General features: G+C 41.3%; 14 protein-coding genes, 1 other RNA gene and 2 pseudogenes. 1 reads left to right on the forward strand and 16 read right to left on the reverse strand.

Going from position 1 to position 17,584, the window contains the following annotated elements; translation table 11 throughout:
* Nucleotides 1-73: 73 nt before the first annotated feature.
* The 12 genes and pseudogenes from abpB to HMPREF9960_RS02455 all read right to left on the reverse strand — a co-directional run.
* On the reverse strand, nt 74-2,032 hold the full coding sequence (abpB, locus tag HMPREF9960_RS02405) for a C69 family dipeptidase AbpB (RefSeq protein WP_005591575.1): 1,959 nt from the start codon (nt 2,030-2,032) through the stop codon (nt 74-76).
* A gap of 281 nt (nt 2,033-2,313) precedes the next feature.
* A complete protein-coding gene (locus HMPREF9960_RS02410) occupies nt 2,314-2,997 on the reverse strand; it encodes a rhomboid family intramembrane serine protease (RefSeq protein WP_005591574.1) in 684 nt (227 codons plus the stop codon).
* Nucleotides 2,981-3,517: a 5-formyltetrahydrofolate cyclo-ligase gene (locus HMPREF9960_RS02415; protein WP_005591573.1), complete on the reverse strand. Its 537-nt coding sequence runs from the start codon at nt 3,515-3,517 to the stop codon at nt 2,981-2,983. The genes HMPREF9960_RS02410 and HMPREF9960_RS02415 overlap by 17 nt, the downstream gene beginning before the upstream one ends.
* A 20-nt stretch (nt 3,518-3,537) precedes the next feature.
* Entirely contained in the window at nt 3,538-4,671 is a 1,134-nt protein-coding gene (locus tag HMPREF9960_RS02420; protein WP_005591572.1) for an N-acetyldiaminopimelate deacetylase, read from the reverse strand.
* 90 nt (nt 4,672-4,761) lie between these two features.
* Nucleotides 4,762-5,460: a 2,3,4,5-tetrahydropyridine-2,6-dicarboxylate N-acetyltransferase gene (gene dapD, locus HMPREF9960_RS02425; protein WP_002907860.1), complete on the reverse strand. Its 699-nt coding sequence runs from the start codon at nt 5,458-5,460 to the stop codon at nt 4,762-4,764.
* 278 nt (nt 5,461-5,738) lie between these two features.
* On the reverse strand, nt 5,739-6,563 hold the full coding sequence (locus HMPREF9960_RS02430; protein ID WP_005591571.1) for a hypothetical protein: 825 nt from the start codon (nt 6,561-6,563) through the stop codon (nt 5,739-5,741).
* A 53-nt stretch (nt 6,564-6,616) separates the two neighbouring features.
* The gene (locus HMPREF9960_RS02435; RefSeq protein ID WP_005591570.1) at nt 6,617-7,507 is read right to left on the reverse strand and encodes a hypothetical protein; all 891 of its coding nucleotides are present in this window, start codon (nt 7,505-7,507) and stop codon (nt 6,617-6,619) included.
* Nucleotides 7,508-7,619: 112 nt separating this feature from the next.
* A complete protein-coding gene (locus tag HMPREF9960_RS02440; protein ID WP_005592136.1) occupies nt 7,620-8,597 on the reverse strand; it encodes a hypothetical protein in 978 nt (325 codons plus the stop codon).
* 74 nt (nt 8,598-8,671) lie between these two features.
* On the reverse strand, nt 8,672-10,021 hold the full coding sequence (locus HMPREF9960_RS02445) for a hypothetical protein (RefSeq protein ID WP_005591568.1): 1,350 nt from the start codon (nt 10,019-10,021) through the stop codon (nt 8,672-8,674).
* Nucleotides 10,022-10,627: 606 nt separating this feature from the next.
* Entirely contained in the window at nt 10,628-11,977 is a 1,350-nt protein-coding gene (locus HMPREF9960_RS02450; protein WP_000018246.1) for a glucose-6-phosphate isomerase, read from the reverse strand.
* Nucleotides 11,978-12,520: 543 nt separating this feature from the next.
* An RNA gene (ffs, locus tag HMPREF9960_RS09810) (signal recognition particle sRNA small type) lies at nt 12,521-12,606 on the reverse strand.
* A 38-nt stretch (nt 12,607-12,644) separates the two neighbouring features.
* Nucleotides 12,645-12,905, reverse strand: a pseudogene (locus HMPREF9960_RS02455) (nucleoside deaminase); the annotation flags it as partial.
* 52 nt (nt 12,906-12,957) lie between these two features.
* Here HMPREF9960_RS02455 and HMPREF9960_RS02460 point away from each other — a divergent pair.
* The gene (locus tag HMPREF9960_RS02460) at nt 12,958-13,614 is read left to right on the forward strand and encodes a hypothetical protein (RefSeq protein WP_005591565.1); all 657 of its coding nucleotides are present in this window, start codon (nt 12,958-12,960) and stop codon (nt 13,612-13,614) included.
* A 277-nt stretch (nt 13,615-13,891) separates the two neighbouring features.
* Here HMPREF9960_RS02460 and HMPREF9960_RS02465 read toward each other — a convergent pair whose 3' ends face one another.
* The 4 genes and pseudogenes from HMPREF9960_RS02465 to HMPREF9960_RS02485 all read right to left on the reverse strand — a co-directional run bounded on the left by HMPREF9960_RS02465 (nt 13,892) and on the right by HMPREF9960_RS02485 (nt 17,407).
* Nucleotides 13,892-14,224: a hypothetical protein gene (locus tag HMPREF9960_RS02465; protein WP_005591564.1), complete on the reverse strand. Its 333-nt coding sequence runs from the start codon at nt 14,222-14,224 to the stop codon at nt 13,892-13,894.
* An 86-nt stretch (nt 14,225-14,310) separates the two neighbouring features.
* Complete coding sequence (tadA, locus tag HMPREF9960_RS02470; protein WP_005592127.1) at nt 14,311-14,778, reverse strand: tRNA adenosine(34) deaminase TadA; 468 nt, start codon at nt 14,776-14,778, stop codon at nt 14,311-14,313.
* 302 nt (nt 14,779-15,080) lie between these two features.
* Nucleotides 15,081-16,623 (reverse strand): annotated as a pseudogene (locus tag HMPREF9960_RS02480) (ATP-binding cassette domain-containing protein).
* Nucleotides 16,624-16,762: 139 nt separating this feature from the next.
* On the reverse strand, nt 16,763-17,407 hold the full coding sequence (locus HMPREF9960_RS02485) for an HAD family hydrolase (RefSeq protein ID WP_005591560.1): 645 nt from the start codon (nt 17,405-17,407) through the stop codon (nt 16,763-16,765).
* Nucleotides 17,408-17,584 lie beyond the last annotated feature (177 nt).

Consider the following 17,584-nt stretch of genomic DNA (forward strand, 5'->3'; position numbering starts at 1 on the left):
TCAGCTTTTAACACTATACAGAAAAACACCTAGATTTACTAGGTGTTTTTCACTTGTTGTTTTGATTGGGAAATCATTTGGTATTAACAAAAGTTTCCACATTCTTGAAATTTTTGCCATTATCAGAATTAGCCGTATATCCAAAACGATTATTTGGATTGCCTTCTGCATTCGCAACTGTTATTTGTGGAGCCTGACTTGGTGCTTGAGGAGTCTGGTTTTGTACTTGAGGCACTTCAGTACGAACAGATGGTTGTCCAAAAACTTGCACATTTGCTTTAGCTGCATAGCCAAAGCGATTGTTTGGATTGCCTTCTGCATTGGCAGGAATATCATGTGTTGGAGGAGCCGCAGTATAATCTGGTGCTGGAATGATAGTTTTATTTGCATCATCCGTAATTTGTGGTTTTTGTGGTGGCTTCGGAGTATCCGGTTTTTCAGGTGTTGATGGATCTTGTTTATCGTCTGGTTGTGAAGCACGATAAGGATCAGACTTACGTCCAGCAGCTTCTAAACGTTTTTCCATCATCTTTTCATAGTCCTTGAAGTGTTGGAAAAGTCGATCTGACATTTCAAGAGAATCTTTAGTTACTTTACCTTCAGCGGCCTTCGCAGCATCTGGTTGATCTTTCAGCGAATAGTTCTCAATATCTTTTTTCTCTTGATCAGCGATAAATTGTTTTTCCATCATCTTCCAATGGTCTTGAACACTCTTGCCAAAGATATCTTGGTTCTTGATAGCCATTTGGTCAATATGCCATACTGTCCAGTACCATGAGTTTGGATCATAAGTAGCTGTCTGTGGCTTGAAGGCCTTGTAAGTATCCTGAACGTTACCGTAGAAAGGCACGTATGGTGTATTGCGTGATGGTCCCAAACCGAGCCAAACTTTACCACCGAAAGATTTTGGCAGTTTCGGATCAATCTGGTAGACATGGGCATCGATCACATTTTCATTACCTAGGGCGTATTTGTACTGATCTTTCCGAACAGCATCATTTGCCCCATCATCACCTTGTTTCTTAACGCCAATTTGATCATCGGGTACGAAACGGCCATTCAGATGTTCAAAGCGGTTTCGTTGCAAAGCAAAGGCGTCTTCAAGAGTAAATTTCTTGTTTGGATCTGTTGGAGAGCGGAAAAGTTCGTACTCCTCATCTTCGTAAGTAATTTTAGATTTTGGATCAAGCAGTGTGATTCCTGCATACGTACGAGAACGGTCGCCTTCTGCGTATTTTTCTGGTCCGTATGATTTAGCAATGTGGAAATTGCCATCTTTATCTGTCTTGTAGTTTCCTGCTTCTTTGGCTACTTTCTCTACATCTTCAGAAGCAATAACATTTTCTTTGTCCTTCAAATCTACATGGCCAAGGTAATAAGTATTAGCAAATACTGCGTACTTATCTTCAGGCACTTTCACGGCTACGTATTGGTGACCAGACAAGATTTCCATGTACCAAGTCTCTTTTTGATCGGCAACCACCACTGTGTTCCCTTCAGCAGAGCCTTTTTCTTGAATGACTTTTCCAAGCAACTCGATTGCTTCACGAGCTGTTTTGGCACGTGGCAGAACCACATCTAGCATAGCAGCTTCTGCCAAGCCATCTGCTTTCAGAGGGTCTTTTTCAAGAACCTTCTTATTTGGAATTGCTGTGACTGTGGACGACATAGAAACACCTGCTTCATTAAAGCCATGTTCTCCAAAAGCACCGTTACTACCATCACCACGCGCAGAATCATAGGTTGCAGTATATTTCATTTCGCTGGCTGCACGTGGATAGGTGAAACCATTGGACTCATCCACAATCTGGTCGCCTTCCTTATATTTCTTAGCTTCCACAACAACATAATTTTTGTTGTGCTTGCCACCATTCGGGTAGTAAGGATAGTCTTCTGTACGACCAAAAAGTGTTGATCCATCCTTGGTCAAATGCCGACCAATAATGAAGCCACAGCAGGCTTGCACAGCTTGGATAGGTAAGAGCATGATTGCCATTAATGAAATAGCAATTTTAAAGATTGTCTTCTTCATTATGAACTCCTTTTTATTTTTTGGGGATACCCCTGATGTTTATAATTCTAGTATAGTCCTTTTTAGATCTTTTTGCAAGCGCTTACAAAAATGTTTTTTTATACCTTTTACAGATAGAAAATAGAGAAAACATACATTAATGAAAAAGTAGAGATAGAAATATTACTAGTTTATTCCTAATTTATCCATATTATGCCTCTTTAAAGTAAAATTCCTTGCTTTATAAAAATCATATTTATAAAAAGAATACCACTTTTTAAAGTGGTATTTGAGTTCATTTCTCAAAAAATTGGTCGTTGAAAAGTCAAAAAAATCAAAATAGCTGCTAATCCAAGGTAGGCTGCCAGTGCTAAAAACCGTTGAGACTTGCTAAAAGCGTAGCGCTCTCCCGAAACTGGTAAGATCACAGCTCCTAAAGCTCCGCCAACTAGACCGCCCAAGTGGCCTGCAAGGCTAATTCCCGGTAAAAAACTCATGACCAGATTGACAGCCAGTAGGCTCATATAGGACTGACCCAGCTGCTGCAGATAGTAGTTTCGCGTAGCATAACGAAGCACAACAACGGAAGCAAAAAGGCCGAAAAGAGCAGTAGACGCCCCGGCTGCCAGGCTATTGGGTGAAAAATAGACCACAAATAAATTCCCCATAATGCCTGACATCAGGTAGAGTATCAAGAATTTCCAAGAGCCAAAGATAGCCTCAATCTGTCGACCAAGAAAGTAGAGCGTCAGCATATTGACCACAAAATGCTCCAAACCAATATGGATAAAAATAGCAGCAAAAACCCGCCAAAACTGCTCCGGCATCGCTTGAATAGTATAACCGTGCACGGCTCCAAAATGATACAAGGCTTCGGAACTGCTGTATTGAAAACCGTAAGAAAGAAACATCAAGACAAAAACAAGGCTCGTTAGGATAAGTAATATGCTTGTCACAGGATAATCTCTATCAAAGATTTGTTTCATAAATGAGTAACTCCTTTACCGCAACATCATGTTGAGCTGGTAGAAATTCTGCCTGTTGGACTGCATAAATAGTGCTAATGGATGCTCCTGCATAATCAGCCAGATAGCGGTCATAGTAGCCACCGCCGTAACCAATCCGAAACCCTTGAGAATTGAAGACCACACCCGGCACATAAATCAGATCAATTTCTGTCTTGTCCACAGCCTCTTCACTTATCGGCTCCATAAGTCCAAAAGAGCTTTTTTGCAGGCAACTTTCATCATAATCCACAAATATCATCCGACCCTGGCCATAGGTTTTGGGTACTAAAACCCGCTTGCTATCCAACTGAGCCTGCTTAATAAAGGCTGCAGTTGAGACTTCATGCGGCATAGAAAGATAGGTAGCGATAACCTGAGCTTTTTGATAAGCTGCTGAACTGAGCAAGCGCTGGGTCAGCCAGTTATCTGCCAGCTTTTTTTCTTTTCCTGACAGTTTCTTCATCTGGGTCAGTACAGCTTGTCTCAACTCTTTTTTCATATAGCTCGTCCACTCTTTCCTTATCTTTCGTTGATTTTATAATCTAGGAATTTCCCAATCTTTTCAATAGCAAAGGGCAGTGCTGCCTCGTCTGGTGTCATCTTGGGATGATGGAGGGCATAGGGACTGTCCACTCCCAGCCAGAACATGACGCCATTGACCTTGCTGAGCAGATAGCCGAAATCCTCGCCTGTCATAGCCGGCGCAATATCAATCAGCTGCACTCCTTCTTCCTTCTGGAAAAAATCCATCAGTTCGTCTGCCAGACCAGGATGGTTTTCCACAGGCAGATAGCCACTTTGTTTAAGCTCCAAGTCCAATTCCAGACCGAAACTTTGAGCTATGCCCTCTGCTATTTCCCGTAAGCGCTTCTGAGTCAAGAGGTTCATCTCCCGAGTCAGAGTCCGAATGGTGCCATGCAGAAAGGCCGTTTCTGCGATGACATTGTTGGTCGTGCCAGCATGGAGCGAACCAAAGGTTACAACCGCTCCCTCGATCGGATCGACATTGCGGCTGACAATGGTCTGCACCTGGGTGATAAAGTAGCTAGCCGCTACCAAAGCATCATTGGCTTCATGAGGAAAGGCCGCATGACCTCCCTTCCCCTTAAAGGTCAGCTTAACTTCACAGGTACCAGCAAAAAGCGTTCCTCTGTTAGTCGCAATATCGCCGACCTTGAGGTCCGGTCGCACATGGAGTCCGTAAAATTCATCTGGCAGCCAGTCGCCAAAGGCACTAGCTTCATACATGAGCATACCGCCAGCTTCATTCTCCTCTGCAGGCTGAAAGAGAAAGAGCAGATTGTGGGTAGGCTGAGCACTCACAGCTTGTTCCAGCAGGCCTAGAGCAACCGTCATGTGCATATCGTGTCCGCAAGCATGCATCCGGCCTTCATGGGTACTGGCAAAGTCCAGTCCTGTATCCTCCACGATCGGAAGGCCATCAATATCTGTCCGCCAGCCAATCGTCTTATCCGGTGAACTTCCCTTGATAAAGACCAAAATACCTGTCCGCCAAGTTCGGATTTCCACAAAGTCTAGACCTGCTGTCAGTTCATCAATGACTTGCATCAAGTAAGCATGAGTCTTGTATTCTTCCAGACCGATTTCTGGTATCTGGTGTAAATCACGGCGAATTTTCAGATAATCAAGCATTTTTCTTTCCTTTAAAATCCTGTCAGAGCAAACAAAGATTCAGACCGCCCCTGATGCAATCCAAGGGCGTCAGTATTCTGTTAACCAATATTAAAGCGTACGCAGAGCATCTTCCAGAGCTGTCTTCTGCTGGGTCTTTTCGTCAATGGTCTTGATAACTCGAGCTGGAACACCAGCAACCACTACGTTTTCCGGAACATCTTGGGTCACAATCGCACCAGCCGCAACAACGGAACCACTGCCAATCTGCACACCTTCAATCACAACCGCATTGGCACCAATCAGCACATTGTCTCCGACCCGAACTGGCTCAGCGCTAGCTGGCTCAATGACTCCTGCCAGAACAGCACCAGCACCGATATGGCTATTTTTACCGACAATAGCTCGGCCACCCAGAATAGCACCCATATCAATCATGGTCCCAGCACCAATCTCCGCACCGATATTGATAACCGCCCCCATCATAATGACAGCATTATCACCAATTTCGACTTGGTCACGGATAATGGCACCCGGTTCAATACGGGCATTGATATCGCGCTTGTCCAGAAGCGGCACTGCTGAATTGCGGGCATCCTGCTCTACGACATAGGTCTTATTTTCCTCTAAGTTCACTAGGAGTGGCTTTATTTCTTCCCAGTCTCCAAAAAGAACATTTCCTAATTTCACAACAGACCAAGGGATTGATCCGTGCAATTCTCCATCAAAGGTTACCTTGACAGGAGTTTTTTTCTTGGCATCAGCGATAAATTTGATAATTTCTTGAGCGTTCATTTTCGTAGCAGACATGGCGTCACCTCTTTGTTCTTTCTATTCTTTGTTGGAGGCTGGGACAAAAGTCCTAGCCTCTCAATTGTCTTTGGATTGTCGAGCAAGACGCAGTGGTTGAGTGGGCTCTACTACGCTGATTTCATCAGCTTTTACAGCCCTACTCAACTGTGCGGAGGTGGGACGACGAAATCGAATTCTAACGAATTACCGATTTCTGTCCCACTCTCTATCTCTTTTATTTTTCTATTATAACACAATTTGGCTATACAGTTAAGACTTTATTAGCAGCTAGTATGCTATTTAGTCTCTTGAACTTTATTCAAATGAAATTGTCCGTCCTTGCCCTTGACAAAGTTTAAATGGAAGAAGGTTCTATCCTCTGCCCTATAGCCCATAGACATACTGTAATATCCTTTCACCACTGCTTTGTAGTAGTTGTTGGGAAGTTCCAAATGTTCTATCACTTCTAGATCAGTGATGCCATTTTCTTCATTCAACGTCATTCCCTTAAGGAAGGAAAGCCGTTCCCCTGTCAAATCCTCATTTTGATAAATATTATAAGCTATGCTAGTAAGATATAGACCTGAACCAAAATCCCAGAATTGAAGGACGGCAAAGCCTCCTCCCTTCAAATCATAGATCAGTGATAATAATTTATCCTTCTTGCCAATCACCGTTTCATCGCTGCTTTTAGCTAAACCATGTTGACGAACAAAATTGGACACTGTAATATTTTTATCCTCGTCCTCTTCAATCTTATACTTTATAAAATCCCTTGGTTCCCATTCCAAAACTTCGGCATTTGAAGAAGAATATTTTGCTTCTGTTCTTACTAACGGATTCTTTCTGTAAGAATTGGTCCAATTCCCGATTAAGACAAGTAAGCCGATAACAAGACCTATCAGGGCTAGAGCACTCACTAGCTTGAAGAATGGTGATTTGTGTTTAAACTTTGCGGTTCTCTTAAAAGTTGACTTTGGTTCTTGTCTTGTGCCTTCCTTGAGATTTGTTTCAGCTAGCAAACCAGACCCTTCCTTAGACTCTCGTTTTAAGGGTGCCCTAGTTCTACTAAATTTTCCCTTATGTTCCCTTCGTAATTTTTCTAAATCTCTTTTTCCCATCTTTCTATCCTTGTCTGTTTAAGAAAAAATTCCACGCTCTCCAGTCTAGGCTCTCAGACGGTACTTGTCATCATACTGGTGAGGCGGTAAGTTCCATTCACTTCGTAAAAAAACAAAGAAACTGTCATATTGTCCGTGGTTGAATATTCAAGAAGAAGTGAATCAACTTTGCCCTTAACTGGTTTATGAGCATAAATATTCTTAGGCATCCCCAGTTCTTCTATGGCTTGCTTGACTTCCATTCCTTCTCGATCACTTTTGGGAATGAGCGACCGATAATCATCAACTGTCTTCGTAATCGATGCCTCAGCATTCTGGAGGAAATCGGCAGATACCGTAGAGAGCTCCATTCCTCCTCCAGTACTCCTAAGATGCATATTAACAACTCCTTTTCTTCCTGTTAGCTTGTATGAAAGCAGCACCAGTTGACTATCTTCCACGCGATTATCCACACTCCCAGAGCTAGCTTTCCCATACTTCTCAACAATATCCTCTGGAGACACATTAGGTTCGTTCATGGTTTTAATCAATTCTAAAATCTCTTCGAATTGAAAATCGACCTCTCGATTCTTTTCAATAAAAGCTGAATTCCCCTCCGTCAGGATCTCTATCTTATTTTCTGATTCTGTCGGAACAGTATGAACAGACGATACAGCCGATTGATTTCCTTCTGACTTAAAAGTTGGTCGCATATACATCATCAAGAAGCTAATCAGTCCCACTAGACCTGCGGCAATCAGTAAGAGTGAAGCATAACGTGATAGCCAAGACTTTGCTAAAAACTGGCCATTAGGATTGACTGCTGACTCTGTTCGCCGCTTTTCTTTACTTGAAAACTCAAAACCCGACTCTCGAGAGCCATCATTAGAGAAGGCTCTCTGCTTTTTTTGGTCTAAACTTGACCTTTTTCCCCATTCTCTTTGGACTTTTCTTCCTTTTCCCATCCTCATCTCCTCCAAGGAACCTAGGTTCCTCTTGCTTTTCTGGTAATTCCTGTCTTTCCGCTAAAAACAACTTCTGCTAAATAAGCCAAGCTCTAGCACCAAGCACTCCCTATCAATAGACACTCTTCCGAGTCAACTCATAGTCACCTGTTGGACTTAAGACAAACTCTAAATAGAGATATCTTCCATCTTTTAGTTTATATTTGATGTAAACTGTCGTTTGATTCTTATAGTCCGCCGACTTATTAATAACTTGTGGCACACCAAATCGTTCCAATACTGCTTGTAAATTTTTACTTGGTGCTGATTTATCTACAGTAAAATCCTGAAAATCCTCCTCAGTCCATAAATCCGAATGGCTTAATTGAGACTGGCTAGTCAAACCTTCCCCTCGAATTGTATTCAGACGATACTGATCTCCGATAAGGTTGAAATAGAGCTTGACAATTTGCCCTCCACCTGATGAGAGATAAAAAAGGTAGAGAGCCTTTTCTTCTCCATCTTTGGCCACACTTCCCGAACTTGCTTTTCCATATCGTTCAGCAATTTCCTCTGCTGTAGGAGACAGTTGCTCACTCGTCCCCTGCCCAGGCGAAGAAACTTGCAGAGCTAGGACATCCTCGAAAGTCCAAGTCATATTTTCTGGCTCCTTGTCAGCACTAGAAGCCGACGATGCCGACACCTGTGGCTCCGAAGCTTCCCATTCGCTAGACGAGTCTGCAACGTAAGCAGAAGCTATATTTTCTTGGCTCGATTCCCAGCTTATTTGGTCAATACTTCTGTCATGAGTGCCCATATTTGAAAGAAAACGATAGAGCAAAAGAAAGACTAATGATAGCAAGACCAGACTCGCCAAAGCAGCAACTAGAAACTTAACATTCCCCTTCTTTCTTGTTCTAAGCCTCTTCGATTTCCAACCACTTTTGACTCCAAACTGCTTCTCTCCTAGCTTTTCTTTCCTTGATTCTTCCTTTGTCTGTTCGAGGGCAGCTCCTCCCCGTTCCCACTGATTCTTGACCGACGAAGTGTTTCTAGCTTTAAACTTGGATTTGTGCTCCCGCCTCAATGCTTCTAAATTTCTATCTTTCACCTTTTCACCTATCAACTAAATACTTGATTGCTCATTCCCTTTCTACAAACAGCTGATGCTCCTGCTAGCAAGCGCTACTGAGCGCCTGTATCTCCCGCTTCATTTCCCAAACCTGAACTCTCTGTCAATTGATAGCTCTGAGACTTATTATTTTCAAAAGAAAAACCGACTTCCTGCCCATCCTCTAAACGGTAATAAATCGATAAAGTAGCATTGCCAAAGATTCCCCCATTCCAATCAAGGCGCTCTGGAAGTCCCAACTGACTGACAATCTCCTGATAGGTCTTTCCTTTCTCTATACCAGTAAGTTCTTGACGAGTGAGTTGAGCATTTCGGTTTGGCAGATGCGCACTACTGAGATGAGCACATTTTAGGGATTGCAACTTAGGAGTTTCAGAAGAACCAAAATGGCTCTTAAAAGAGAGGCTAACTTTCGCTTCCGTCCCCGCTTGTGAATAGTCTAAATCTATCGTCTTGATTGGGTCATCTTGGTCTATTTCTTTACCGGACTCAGCTTTCCCTAACTTTGCAACCACCTCGTCGACCGTGGTCAGATTTGGAACCGATGAAGTGAAGTCTGAGAACAAAGAAGTGACATCATCATAGCTAATATGGAACTGATACTTCTCTTTTTTAGCAATCCATTCTGGACGATTAGCAGATTTTAAATCTTGATCCTTTATATATGAGTCTAACATACGAGAAATAGCTGCAGCTTCTTCCATGCGTTTTAAATCATCATTCTTTTTCCACTGCTCTACTATGTCATACATTGAGGCTATAATCCCTAAAACGAAAAGTATCACCACCCATATCTTAGAAAAGATTCCTAGTTTTTTCTTCTTAAACTCTACTTTATCTATCTCTCTAGCAAGCTCATTAGAGGATATTCGCGGAGAAAGTTTTGTCTGCTTTGGTTCAACAAGGCCTGACACCGGCTGGCTAGCTTGATTTCCACCAAGGACTTGGTTTTGTTTTTTAGCTTTCAGTGATTCTAAGCTAGAAATAAGACGCTTCAGCTCTCTCTGCTTTAATTCCAACAAATTCTGTGATAGAAGCGACAGAGGCTCCTTTACCTGCTGAGCTCCTTCTAACTGCTCAGAAAACACTGGCTGGTCTTGAGGACTTGGTTTAGCCCCATAGCCGGTTTTGTCCTCTATTGAAGAGACGGCAGACAACTCATTGCTTGAGCTCTCTATTGGAAAGGCCACTTTTGATGGGGACGAAACAGAAGGACGAGGTTGATTTTCTTCTGGTCTTCCCTGCGCTTCTTGCAATCCAGCAGATGGTTTGATATGTTTGTCTTCCTTGGTTTTCCATTTGGATAGAAAGGATGGTTGGCTATTTGCTGGCTTTTTCGTTTGGGCCTTCTTGAATTTTGATTGATGTTTCTGCCTCAAAGCTTCCAGATTTCTCTTTCCCATAGCTCCTCCTCATCTATTGACTCTTCTATCATTAAAAAGACGACTCTATTAACAGTTCACACTGCCTCTTCGCTGAATGCTGCTATTCTCTTTTCTATAAAAAACACCGTTAAGCAGTCAAATAGCTACACAAACTATCAGGATGGCTACCTTTTATAAAATAACTATTTGAAGACAGTAGCCTAGCGTGAAACTTGTCATGCTAATATAACTGTATTCCAGTATATCATATTTTGAACGGGCTTAGCTTGAAAGCACACAAGCAAAAAGGCACGAACTCTCATCCGTGCCCACAAAACCAACTATATATGACTATTTTTGTTTCACTTTTTCAGCCAATAATAACTTCATCCGAACTCCTTCCCAATCTTGGTCCTCTGCTTTTCCAGAGCCATCAAAATAGCAGCAAGTTCAACTTTCTAGATAAAAGTCTATCACATTGCTACTGCATCTTCTCTGATTGTAACATATAATCAGGGAAAGGAAAAACATTGCTAAATCGACAAGTAAGTGAAAAACCCAGATAGCAGGCTGGCAAACAAATCATGGTAGAAGTTGAACTCTAAAACAGCAAAAAACCTCCCCAAAGGGAGGTTCCGTTCTATATTACAAACGTGCGTTGAGTTCTTTACTCAATTCTTCAAATCCTGGTTTTCCAAGAAGGGCAAACATGTTGCGTTTGTAGGCTTCAACACCTGGTTGGTCAAATGGGTTGATGGCATTCAAGTAACCTGAAAGGGCGATAGCCAATTCGAAGAAGTAGATAGTGTAGCCAAGAGTGAAGGCATCTTGCTCAGGAAGAGTTACGTACATGTTTGGCACGTCACCGTCTGTGTGGGCAAGAAGAACACCGTCAGTCGCTTTTTTATTTACAAAGTCAACGTCTTTTCCTTGAAGGTAACCAAGTCCGTCAAGATCTTCTTCCAAAGTAGGAATGATCACGTTCTTACGTGGTTTGTCAACACGGACAACTGTTTCAAACATGATACGAGTTCCTTCTTGGATAAATTGACCAAGTGAGTGCAAGTCAGTTGAGAAGTTTGCTGAAGTTGGGTAGATTCCTTTTTGGTCTTTCCCTTCTGACTCACCAGCCAATTGTTTCCACCATTCTGAGAAGTACTGAAGTGATGGCTCGTAGTTTACCAAGATTTCAGTAGCATAGCCTTTGCGGTAAAGGATGTTACGAACTGCTGCGTATTGGTAAGCTTCATTTTCAGAGATTTTATCTGAAGTGTAATCTTTACGAGCTGCGTTAGCACCTTCCATGAGGGCTTTGATGTCAGCTCCTGATGCAGCGATTGGAAGCAAACCAACGGCTGTCAATACTGAGAAGCGTCCACCGATATCATCTGGGACCACAAATGTTTCCCAACCGTTGGCATCTGCTTCAACCTTAACAGCACCTTTTTGGCGGTCAGTTGTTGCATAGATACGTTTGTTGGCTTCTTCTTGACCGTATTTCTTAACCAAGAGTTCTTTGAAGACGCGGAAAGCGATCGCTGGTTCAGTTGTTGTACCTGATTTAGAAATCACGTTTACTGAGAAGTCTTTGTCAGCTACATACTCTACCAAGTCAGCAAGGTAAGTAGATGAGATTGAGTTTCCAGCGTAAAGGATTTGTGGCGCTTTGCGCTCTTCTTTTGTTTGCAAGTTTGCAAAGTGGTGGTTCAAGAAGTCGATAGCTGCTTTAGCTCCAAGGTAAGATCCACCGATACCTATAACAACCAAGACATCGCTGTCTGATTTGATTTGCTCAGCAGCTTTCAAGATGCGGTCGAATTCTTCACGGTCATAGTTTTCAGGAAGATCCAACCAACCTAAAAAGTCGCTACCAGCACCAGTTCCTTTACGGATCAATTCGTCTGCTGCAGTTACCTGTGCTTGCATGTATTCCACTTCATGTGGGGCAACAAATTTATCTAAAACTTTTGAATAATCAAATTTAATATGTGACATGATATTCCTCCATTTTTTCTTCCACTCTATCATATCGCTTTCATACTTTTTTAGCAAGTAATTCCTTCAATGAAAACGCTTTAATATAAAATTTTGTTAATTTTTTTACAATTTTGCAAATCCTAGACTAGAAGCGAACGCAATCGTTTGCGCAATCTGCTATTATTACCACAAAATCTCTGTCCCCAATTTCATGGGTAGGTTGAGATTTATAGCGTCCTTTGGGCTGGATTCACTAAGAATCTTTATACGGTTTACAAGTATTAACTTATTTCCACCTTAACTAAATATTAGTCAAGCAATTGAACGCAGTAACTGATTAGCTCTTCTTTTGCTTTTCAAGCTTGGAAGAAAGCCTAATTAGCCTTGCGGGGGTGGAACTACGAACAAAAGTTCTGTCCCACTCCCATCCATTGCTCTAAGATTCATCTGCGCCTTTTAGGCTTGATTTTGTAGTTTTCGGAACGTAGTTCTCACTTCGTTCGAACTGCGTCAATGTACCTAAGTTTCTCTGCGTCCTTTGGACTTGATTCACTAAGGTACATAGAAAAAGAGCACACAGTTCACCTCGCTTAGGGCTGCTGGATTCCTCCCCTGACCCGCTTCACGCAGAACTGTTGCTCCACTAATTAGTATAACACAAACTTTCTTTTTTGGCTAATTTTCTTTACTTTTTCCTGCGATTTCTGAAAAAGTTCTGCATAATCGCCGCACATTCTTCTTCTAAAAGGCCGCTTTCAACCTCTACGCGATGATTCAAGCGCTCATCCGTCAGGATATCGTAGAGACTGCCCCCAGCCCCGAATTTCTGGTTTTTCGCCCCATAGATCACCTTGGGAATGCGAGCCAGACCGATGGCTCCGCTACACATGACACAGGGCTCAATCGTGACAAAAAGCGTCGTATCCAGCAGGAGCCAGCTATTTTCACGCTGATATATTGTGTTATAATAATTTTTGGTAGGTGGTCATGGAGGTGACATGCTAGACAAAAATAATAACCAAACTCATTATGGGCGGGGAAATCAATACATTGATCAAAGAGTTACAAACAATATATTTGTAACATACGGCGACTCTCAGCCCAGTAGCTCATCAGATAATCCTAGTATCTGGGCCATCATTTTTTTAGTAGTTACACTATCTTTAGGAAATTTGCTTCTTGGTCTTATTCAAGAACATAAACAAGTAATTATTATGACTCAAATCATTCTACTTATCGTTGTCAATTGCTATGTTTATTTCAAATCAAAAGACATGAAGCTACTAATCACTGAAATGGTTCCTTCTATCCTAAGTATTCTAACGACAGTATTCTCGGTTAATAATCAAATCCCAACTAACCTTCAATCAATACTGGATAAGGTGAGTACCTCCCCTGATTTATCTTCTTGGGAAAATATAGTAAAGAGTTTTTTCAACAGCTTTATACCAAAAGCCCTTGAACTCATCTCTCAACACTCTAGTAGTACTATCATTCTTACAGTTCTCTATATCACTCTAGTCCTCTCAACCATTCTTAGTCCGTTGTTGATTGGATTTAATGCGTTCTTTAAGAAATCTGTTAAGAATTATCCCGCTTATGTATTCACTATCGCTTATTGGATTTTTTTCTTTGTTTTAAAAATGATTCAATAACTGTACAACAATAAATTAAGGCGGTCATAGTGAAACTAATTAGTAATAAGGACAATAAAGTTTGACCTCCACCTACCAACCTAATTATAAACAAGGCGTAGCCTAAAAAAGTATACATAGTCACTTTAGTAAAGATTCTTACTAATAGTTTCATTCGTTACCCCCTTTACCTGGTTAGATACCAGGTTTTTTTGATATCAACAAATTGTAGAATTAAGATATATCATTTATTTTCCTACACATATCCCATCAATTCTGGATTAAACTCTAGAGTCAACTATAAGGCTTCAGCCTGAGTCAATTGGCTAGTTTGTCCCCAGGTTCCATCTCTCGCTCTCCTAAAGTACGGATATGTGCCAAGGTTAATCCTGGGATGTAATTCATGAATAACATCATCTTTTATAACTTTCCATAGGATACTAGAGGGCTTATAATAATAACCGTTTCCAAGCCAAACTCTATCGTGGTTATCATATGGAGATACCTTTTCTTCAGAATTTCCTTTAGGGATACAATCTACTATATCTTCATCTTCGCTCTTATCAAGATCTATAACATCAAAAATTTCTAACATATCAATATCCATAACAATTTCAATATTATCTGACACATGTACCTCCTAAAATACAAAAAAAGGTTAATGAATTACTCATCAACTTTTTGTTTATTATGTATCTCGAAACTCTAGATGCCTACTTACTTTTTCCTGCGATTTCTGAAAAAGTTCTGCATAATCGCCGCACATTCTTCTTCTAAAAGGCCACTTTCAACCTCTACGCGATGATTCAACCGCGCATCCGTCAGGATATCGTAGAGACTACCCCCAGCCCCAAATTTCTGGTTTTTCGCCCCATAGATCACCTTGGGAATGCGAGCCAGACCGATAGCTCCGCTACACATGACGCAAGGCTCAATCGTAACAAAAAGCGTCGTATCTAGCAGGCGCCAGCTATTCTCATGCTGATTGGCCTCCTCGATCGCCATGATTTCCGCATGCATGACCGCCCGCTGCAGCTCCTCACGCGCATTATGCCCACGTCCGATAATCTGACCATTCTTGACCAAAACACAACCAATCGGTATTTCATCATTGGCGAGGGCAATCTCCGCCTCCTTCAGCGCCTCCCTCATAAACATCTCTTTTTCCTCTATCGTGTAGGCCATCTCTTCCCTCTTCCTTTTAGTTTCTTTGTTCATTATACCACAGGCAGCTTAGGACTCACAAAAAAAGCCGCCGATTGGGCGACTCTTATGGGAGATTATTATGAAAAAGTTTAGGAGGTTTAAACAAAGTTAGGAGGTCTTTGTTTATGCTTCTAGTATAGCTGGCCTATCTTAAATAAAGCTTAAGTTCTCTGAGTATTGATGATTTTGGAAATATCGCCACTTAGAATCTCAAAAACATCAGACAAATTGCTGGCTTACTACTATCCGCTTTGTCGCAGAACCAACTATTGCGACATCACTCATCCTTTACGTAACTCAAGAATTTGGTCATAGCGCTCTTCTTCATCAATATGATGGGCTATTTCCAACACAGTGATCGGTAAAGAAAAGATTAGGTCTCTAACCAGACGACTATTTTTTTCGTCCAATGCTGATGTCACTTCGTCCGCTAATAAAATATCCTTCTCGCGTAAGAGAAAACGCGCTAATTCCAATCTGACACGTTGACCTCCTGAAATGTTTTCACCATTATTATGAATCTCCACATTCAAAATATCCTGAAATTCATCTATTAAGCCAACTCGGTCCAAGACCTCCAATAATTCATGGTCCTGAAAAGGCTGACCAAAAGTTAAATTATAGCGGATAGTATCGTTAAACAGGAAGGGATGCTGACTAATTAAACCGATATTCCCTTGAAAAAATGTCTCCCTCATCACATGCTTCTTCTACTAAAATCAAGCGAAAAAGAGTCGTCTTCCCAGACCCGCTTGGCCCTTTGATTAAGACCTTCTGACCTACTGAAATCGTCGCCGTCAAGTCTGAAAAAAGCTGACGTCCAGCAAAGCTTTTTGAAATATGATTTAATCGCAAAGATTCAAGATTTTCGACAAATTGATCCTTTGTCTCTTCAAAATCAGGTTCTTCTTCGATAATTTTAAACAGGCGGTTCGCAGTCGGCAGGGCGCCTTGGAGATTAGCTGCGCTGTACATCAAAGTTTGGATCGGTTCGACCAGCATCCCCGCAGCAACATACATAGAGATGAGGCTTGTGATGGAAATAGAATTCCCCTGTAAACTCAAATAAAAGCCTAAAGCAAGAGGAACAACCTGACTAAAAAAGACCATAAACCCATTAAAGAAAAAAATAATATTATGTGTGAAACAAAATCTTTGGATGGCTTTTTGATACTCTCCATTTAGATCATTCACCCGCTCTTCATTCAGCTTCATGGCCTGATTAATCCGTAAGGTTTGGCTGCCTTGCATACTATCTGAGACAAGCCCGTGTAATTTCGTTCTAAGCTTGGACCAGCTGTCTCCCGAATCTTGTAGACGACGATTCATGATGAACTGAGGAATGGGTCTCATAATCGTAAAAATCACAAAAATAAGTCCTAAGAGAAAGTTTTGTGAAACAATATAAATGGCTGTAACAAGGGCGACAAATCCCCAACTCACCATAACATTTATATTTTCTAAATAATTATCGCCCACATATTCCATATCTTGAGTTAGTAGACTAACTTTTTCATCATTGGAAAATTTAGGATTCAATATGACCTTTTTAAATAAAAGAGCACGGACACTTTTGTTGATTTCTCTTCGAAATATATTGTGCGAATGGTTTGAAAACAGCATCAGACTATAAATAACAAGATAGACCGACAAACCAAATAAAGCAAAATTGAGAATTTTTTCGTAAGAAAGGCCGTCTTGATCTAACTTCAAGGCCTTCGTTAAAATCAGAGGTTGCGCCAACACCAAACCACTGTTGACAATACGCCCTAGAAAAATAGGAAAAAGGTACTTCTTATCAATGTACTTGTAAATATTTCTCATAATTATCACCTATCAAAATAGAAAAGTGCATCTTCTAATAGATATCGTGACAAATTTACATTGTCGCTTTTTTATCTGTGCAATCTAATTATACTCATTATACATTTATTGAAATAGTAAATCAAGAATATCTAAAAGATTAGCCTATAAAAGCTGCAATATCGCTAACTTCTTGGGCAATATAAGTGGCACCAGCTTCTTCCAATTCTTCCATGCTACCAAAGCCATAAAGGACGCCGATAGAATCAAGCTTTTGCGCTTGAGCGCCAAGCACATCGTGCTCCCTGTCTCCAATCATGATGGTATGCGCCAAATCTGTGATCTGATTTTGCTCTAAGGCATACTGGATAACATCGCTTTTTTTACTACGTTTTCTGTCCATGGTCGCACCAGCAACAAAGTCAAAATAATCATACAAGCCAAAATACTTGAGAATTTGAATGGAAAATTCTTCAGGTTTTGACGTAGCTACAATCAACTGTTTGCCAGCCTGCTTGAGAGAAGCCAGCAAGTCAGGAACGCCTGGATAGACCTCATTTTCATAAAGGCCTTTTTCGGAAAAATACTCATGATAGTAGTCAATGGCCTTTAAACATTCTTCCTTAGAAAATCCATAAAAGCGCTCAAAAGACTCCTGCAAGGGCGGACCGATGAAGACTCTTAAGGCTTTCTTGTCTGGCACTTGAATCCCATATTTTCCTAAGACGTAGGCCACCGAGTTGGTAATCCCTAGTTCTGAATTGGTCAAGGTGCCGTCTAGGTCAAATAAAATTGTTTGATACATTTTTTCCTCTTTCTGCTTTCAAAAAGAGGCTGGGACAAAAGTCCTAGCCTCTCAATTGTCTTTGGAATGTCGAGCAAGACGCAGTGGTTGAGTGGGCTCTACTAAGCTGATTTCATCAGCTTTTACATCCCTACTCAACTGTGCGGAGGTGGGACGACGAAATCGAATTCTAACGAA

The sequence above is a fragment of the Streptococcus cristatus ATCC 51100 genome (assembly GCF_000222765.1).
GTDB classification, from domain to species: Bacteria; Bacillota; Bacilli; order Lactobacillales; family Streptococcaceae; genus Streptococcus; species Streptococcus cristatus.

Coding starts and splice junctions, on each gene's coding strand:
- HMPREF9960_RS02430 (WP_005591571.1), bottom strand. CDS start 6,563: ATGGGAAAAAGAGATTTAGAAAAATTACGAAGGGAACATAAGGGAAAA.
- HMPREF9960_RS02410 (WP_005591574.1), bottom strand. CDS start 2,997: ATGAAACAAATCTTTGATAGAGATTATCCTGTGACAAGCATATTACTT.
- HMPREF9960_RS02485 (WP_005591560.1), bottom strand. CDS start 17,407: ATGTATCAAACAATTTTATTTGACCTAGACGGCACCTTGACCAATTCA.
- HMPREF9960_RS02460 (WP_005591565.1), top strand. CDS start 12,958: ATGCTAGACAAAAATAATAACCAAACTCATTATGGGCGGGGAAATCAA.
- HMPREF9960_RS02420 (WP_005591572.1), bottom strand. CDS start 4,671: ATGCTTGATTATCTGAAAATTCGCCGTGATTTACACCAGATACCAGAA.
- HMPREF9960_RS02445 (WP_005591568.1), bottom strand. CDS start 10,021: ATGGGAAAGAGAAATCTGGAAGCTTTGAGGCAGAAACATCAATCAAAA.
- dapD (WP_002907860.1), bottom strand. CDS start 5,460: ATGTCTGCTACGAAAATGAACGCTCAAGAAATTATCAAATTTATCGCT.
- tadA (WP_005592127.1), bottom strand. CDS start 14,778: ATGGCCTACACGATAGAGGAAAAAGAGATGTTTATGAGGGAGGCGCTG.
- HMPREF9960_RS02435 (WP_005591570.1), bottom strand. CDS start 7,507: ATGGGAAAAGGAAGAAAAGTCCAAAGAGAATGGGGAAAAAGGTCAAGT.
- abpB (WP_005591575.1), bottom strand. CDS start 2,032: ATGAAGAAGACAATCTTTAAAATTGCTATTTCATTAATGGCAATCATG.
- HMPREF9960_RS02450 (WP_000018246.1), bottom strand. CDS start 11,977: ATGTCACATATTAAATTTGATTATTCAAAAGTTTTAGATAAATTTGTT.
- HMPREF9960_RS02415 (WP_005591573.1), bottom strand. CDS start 3,517: ATGAAAAAAGAGTTGAGACAAGCTGTACTGACCCAGATGAAGAAACTG.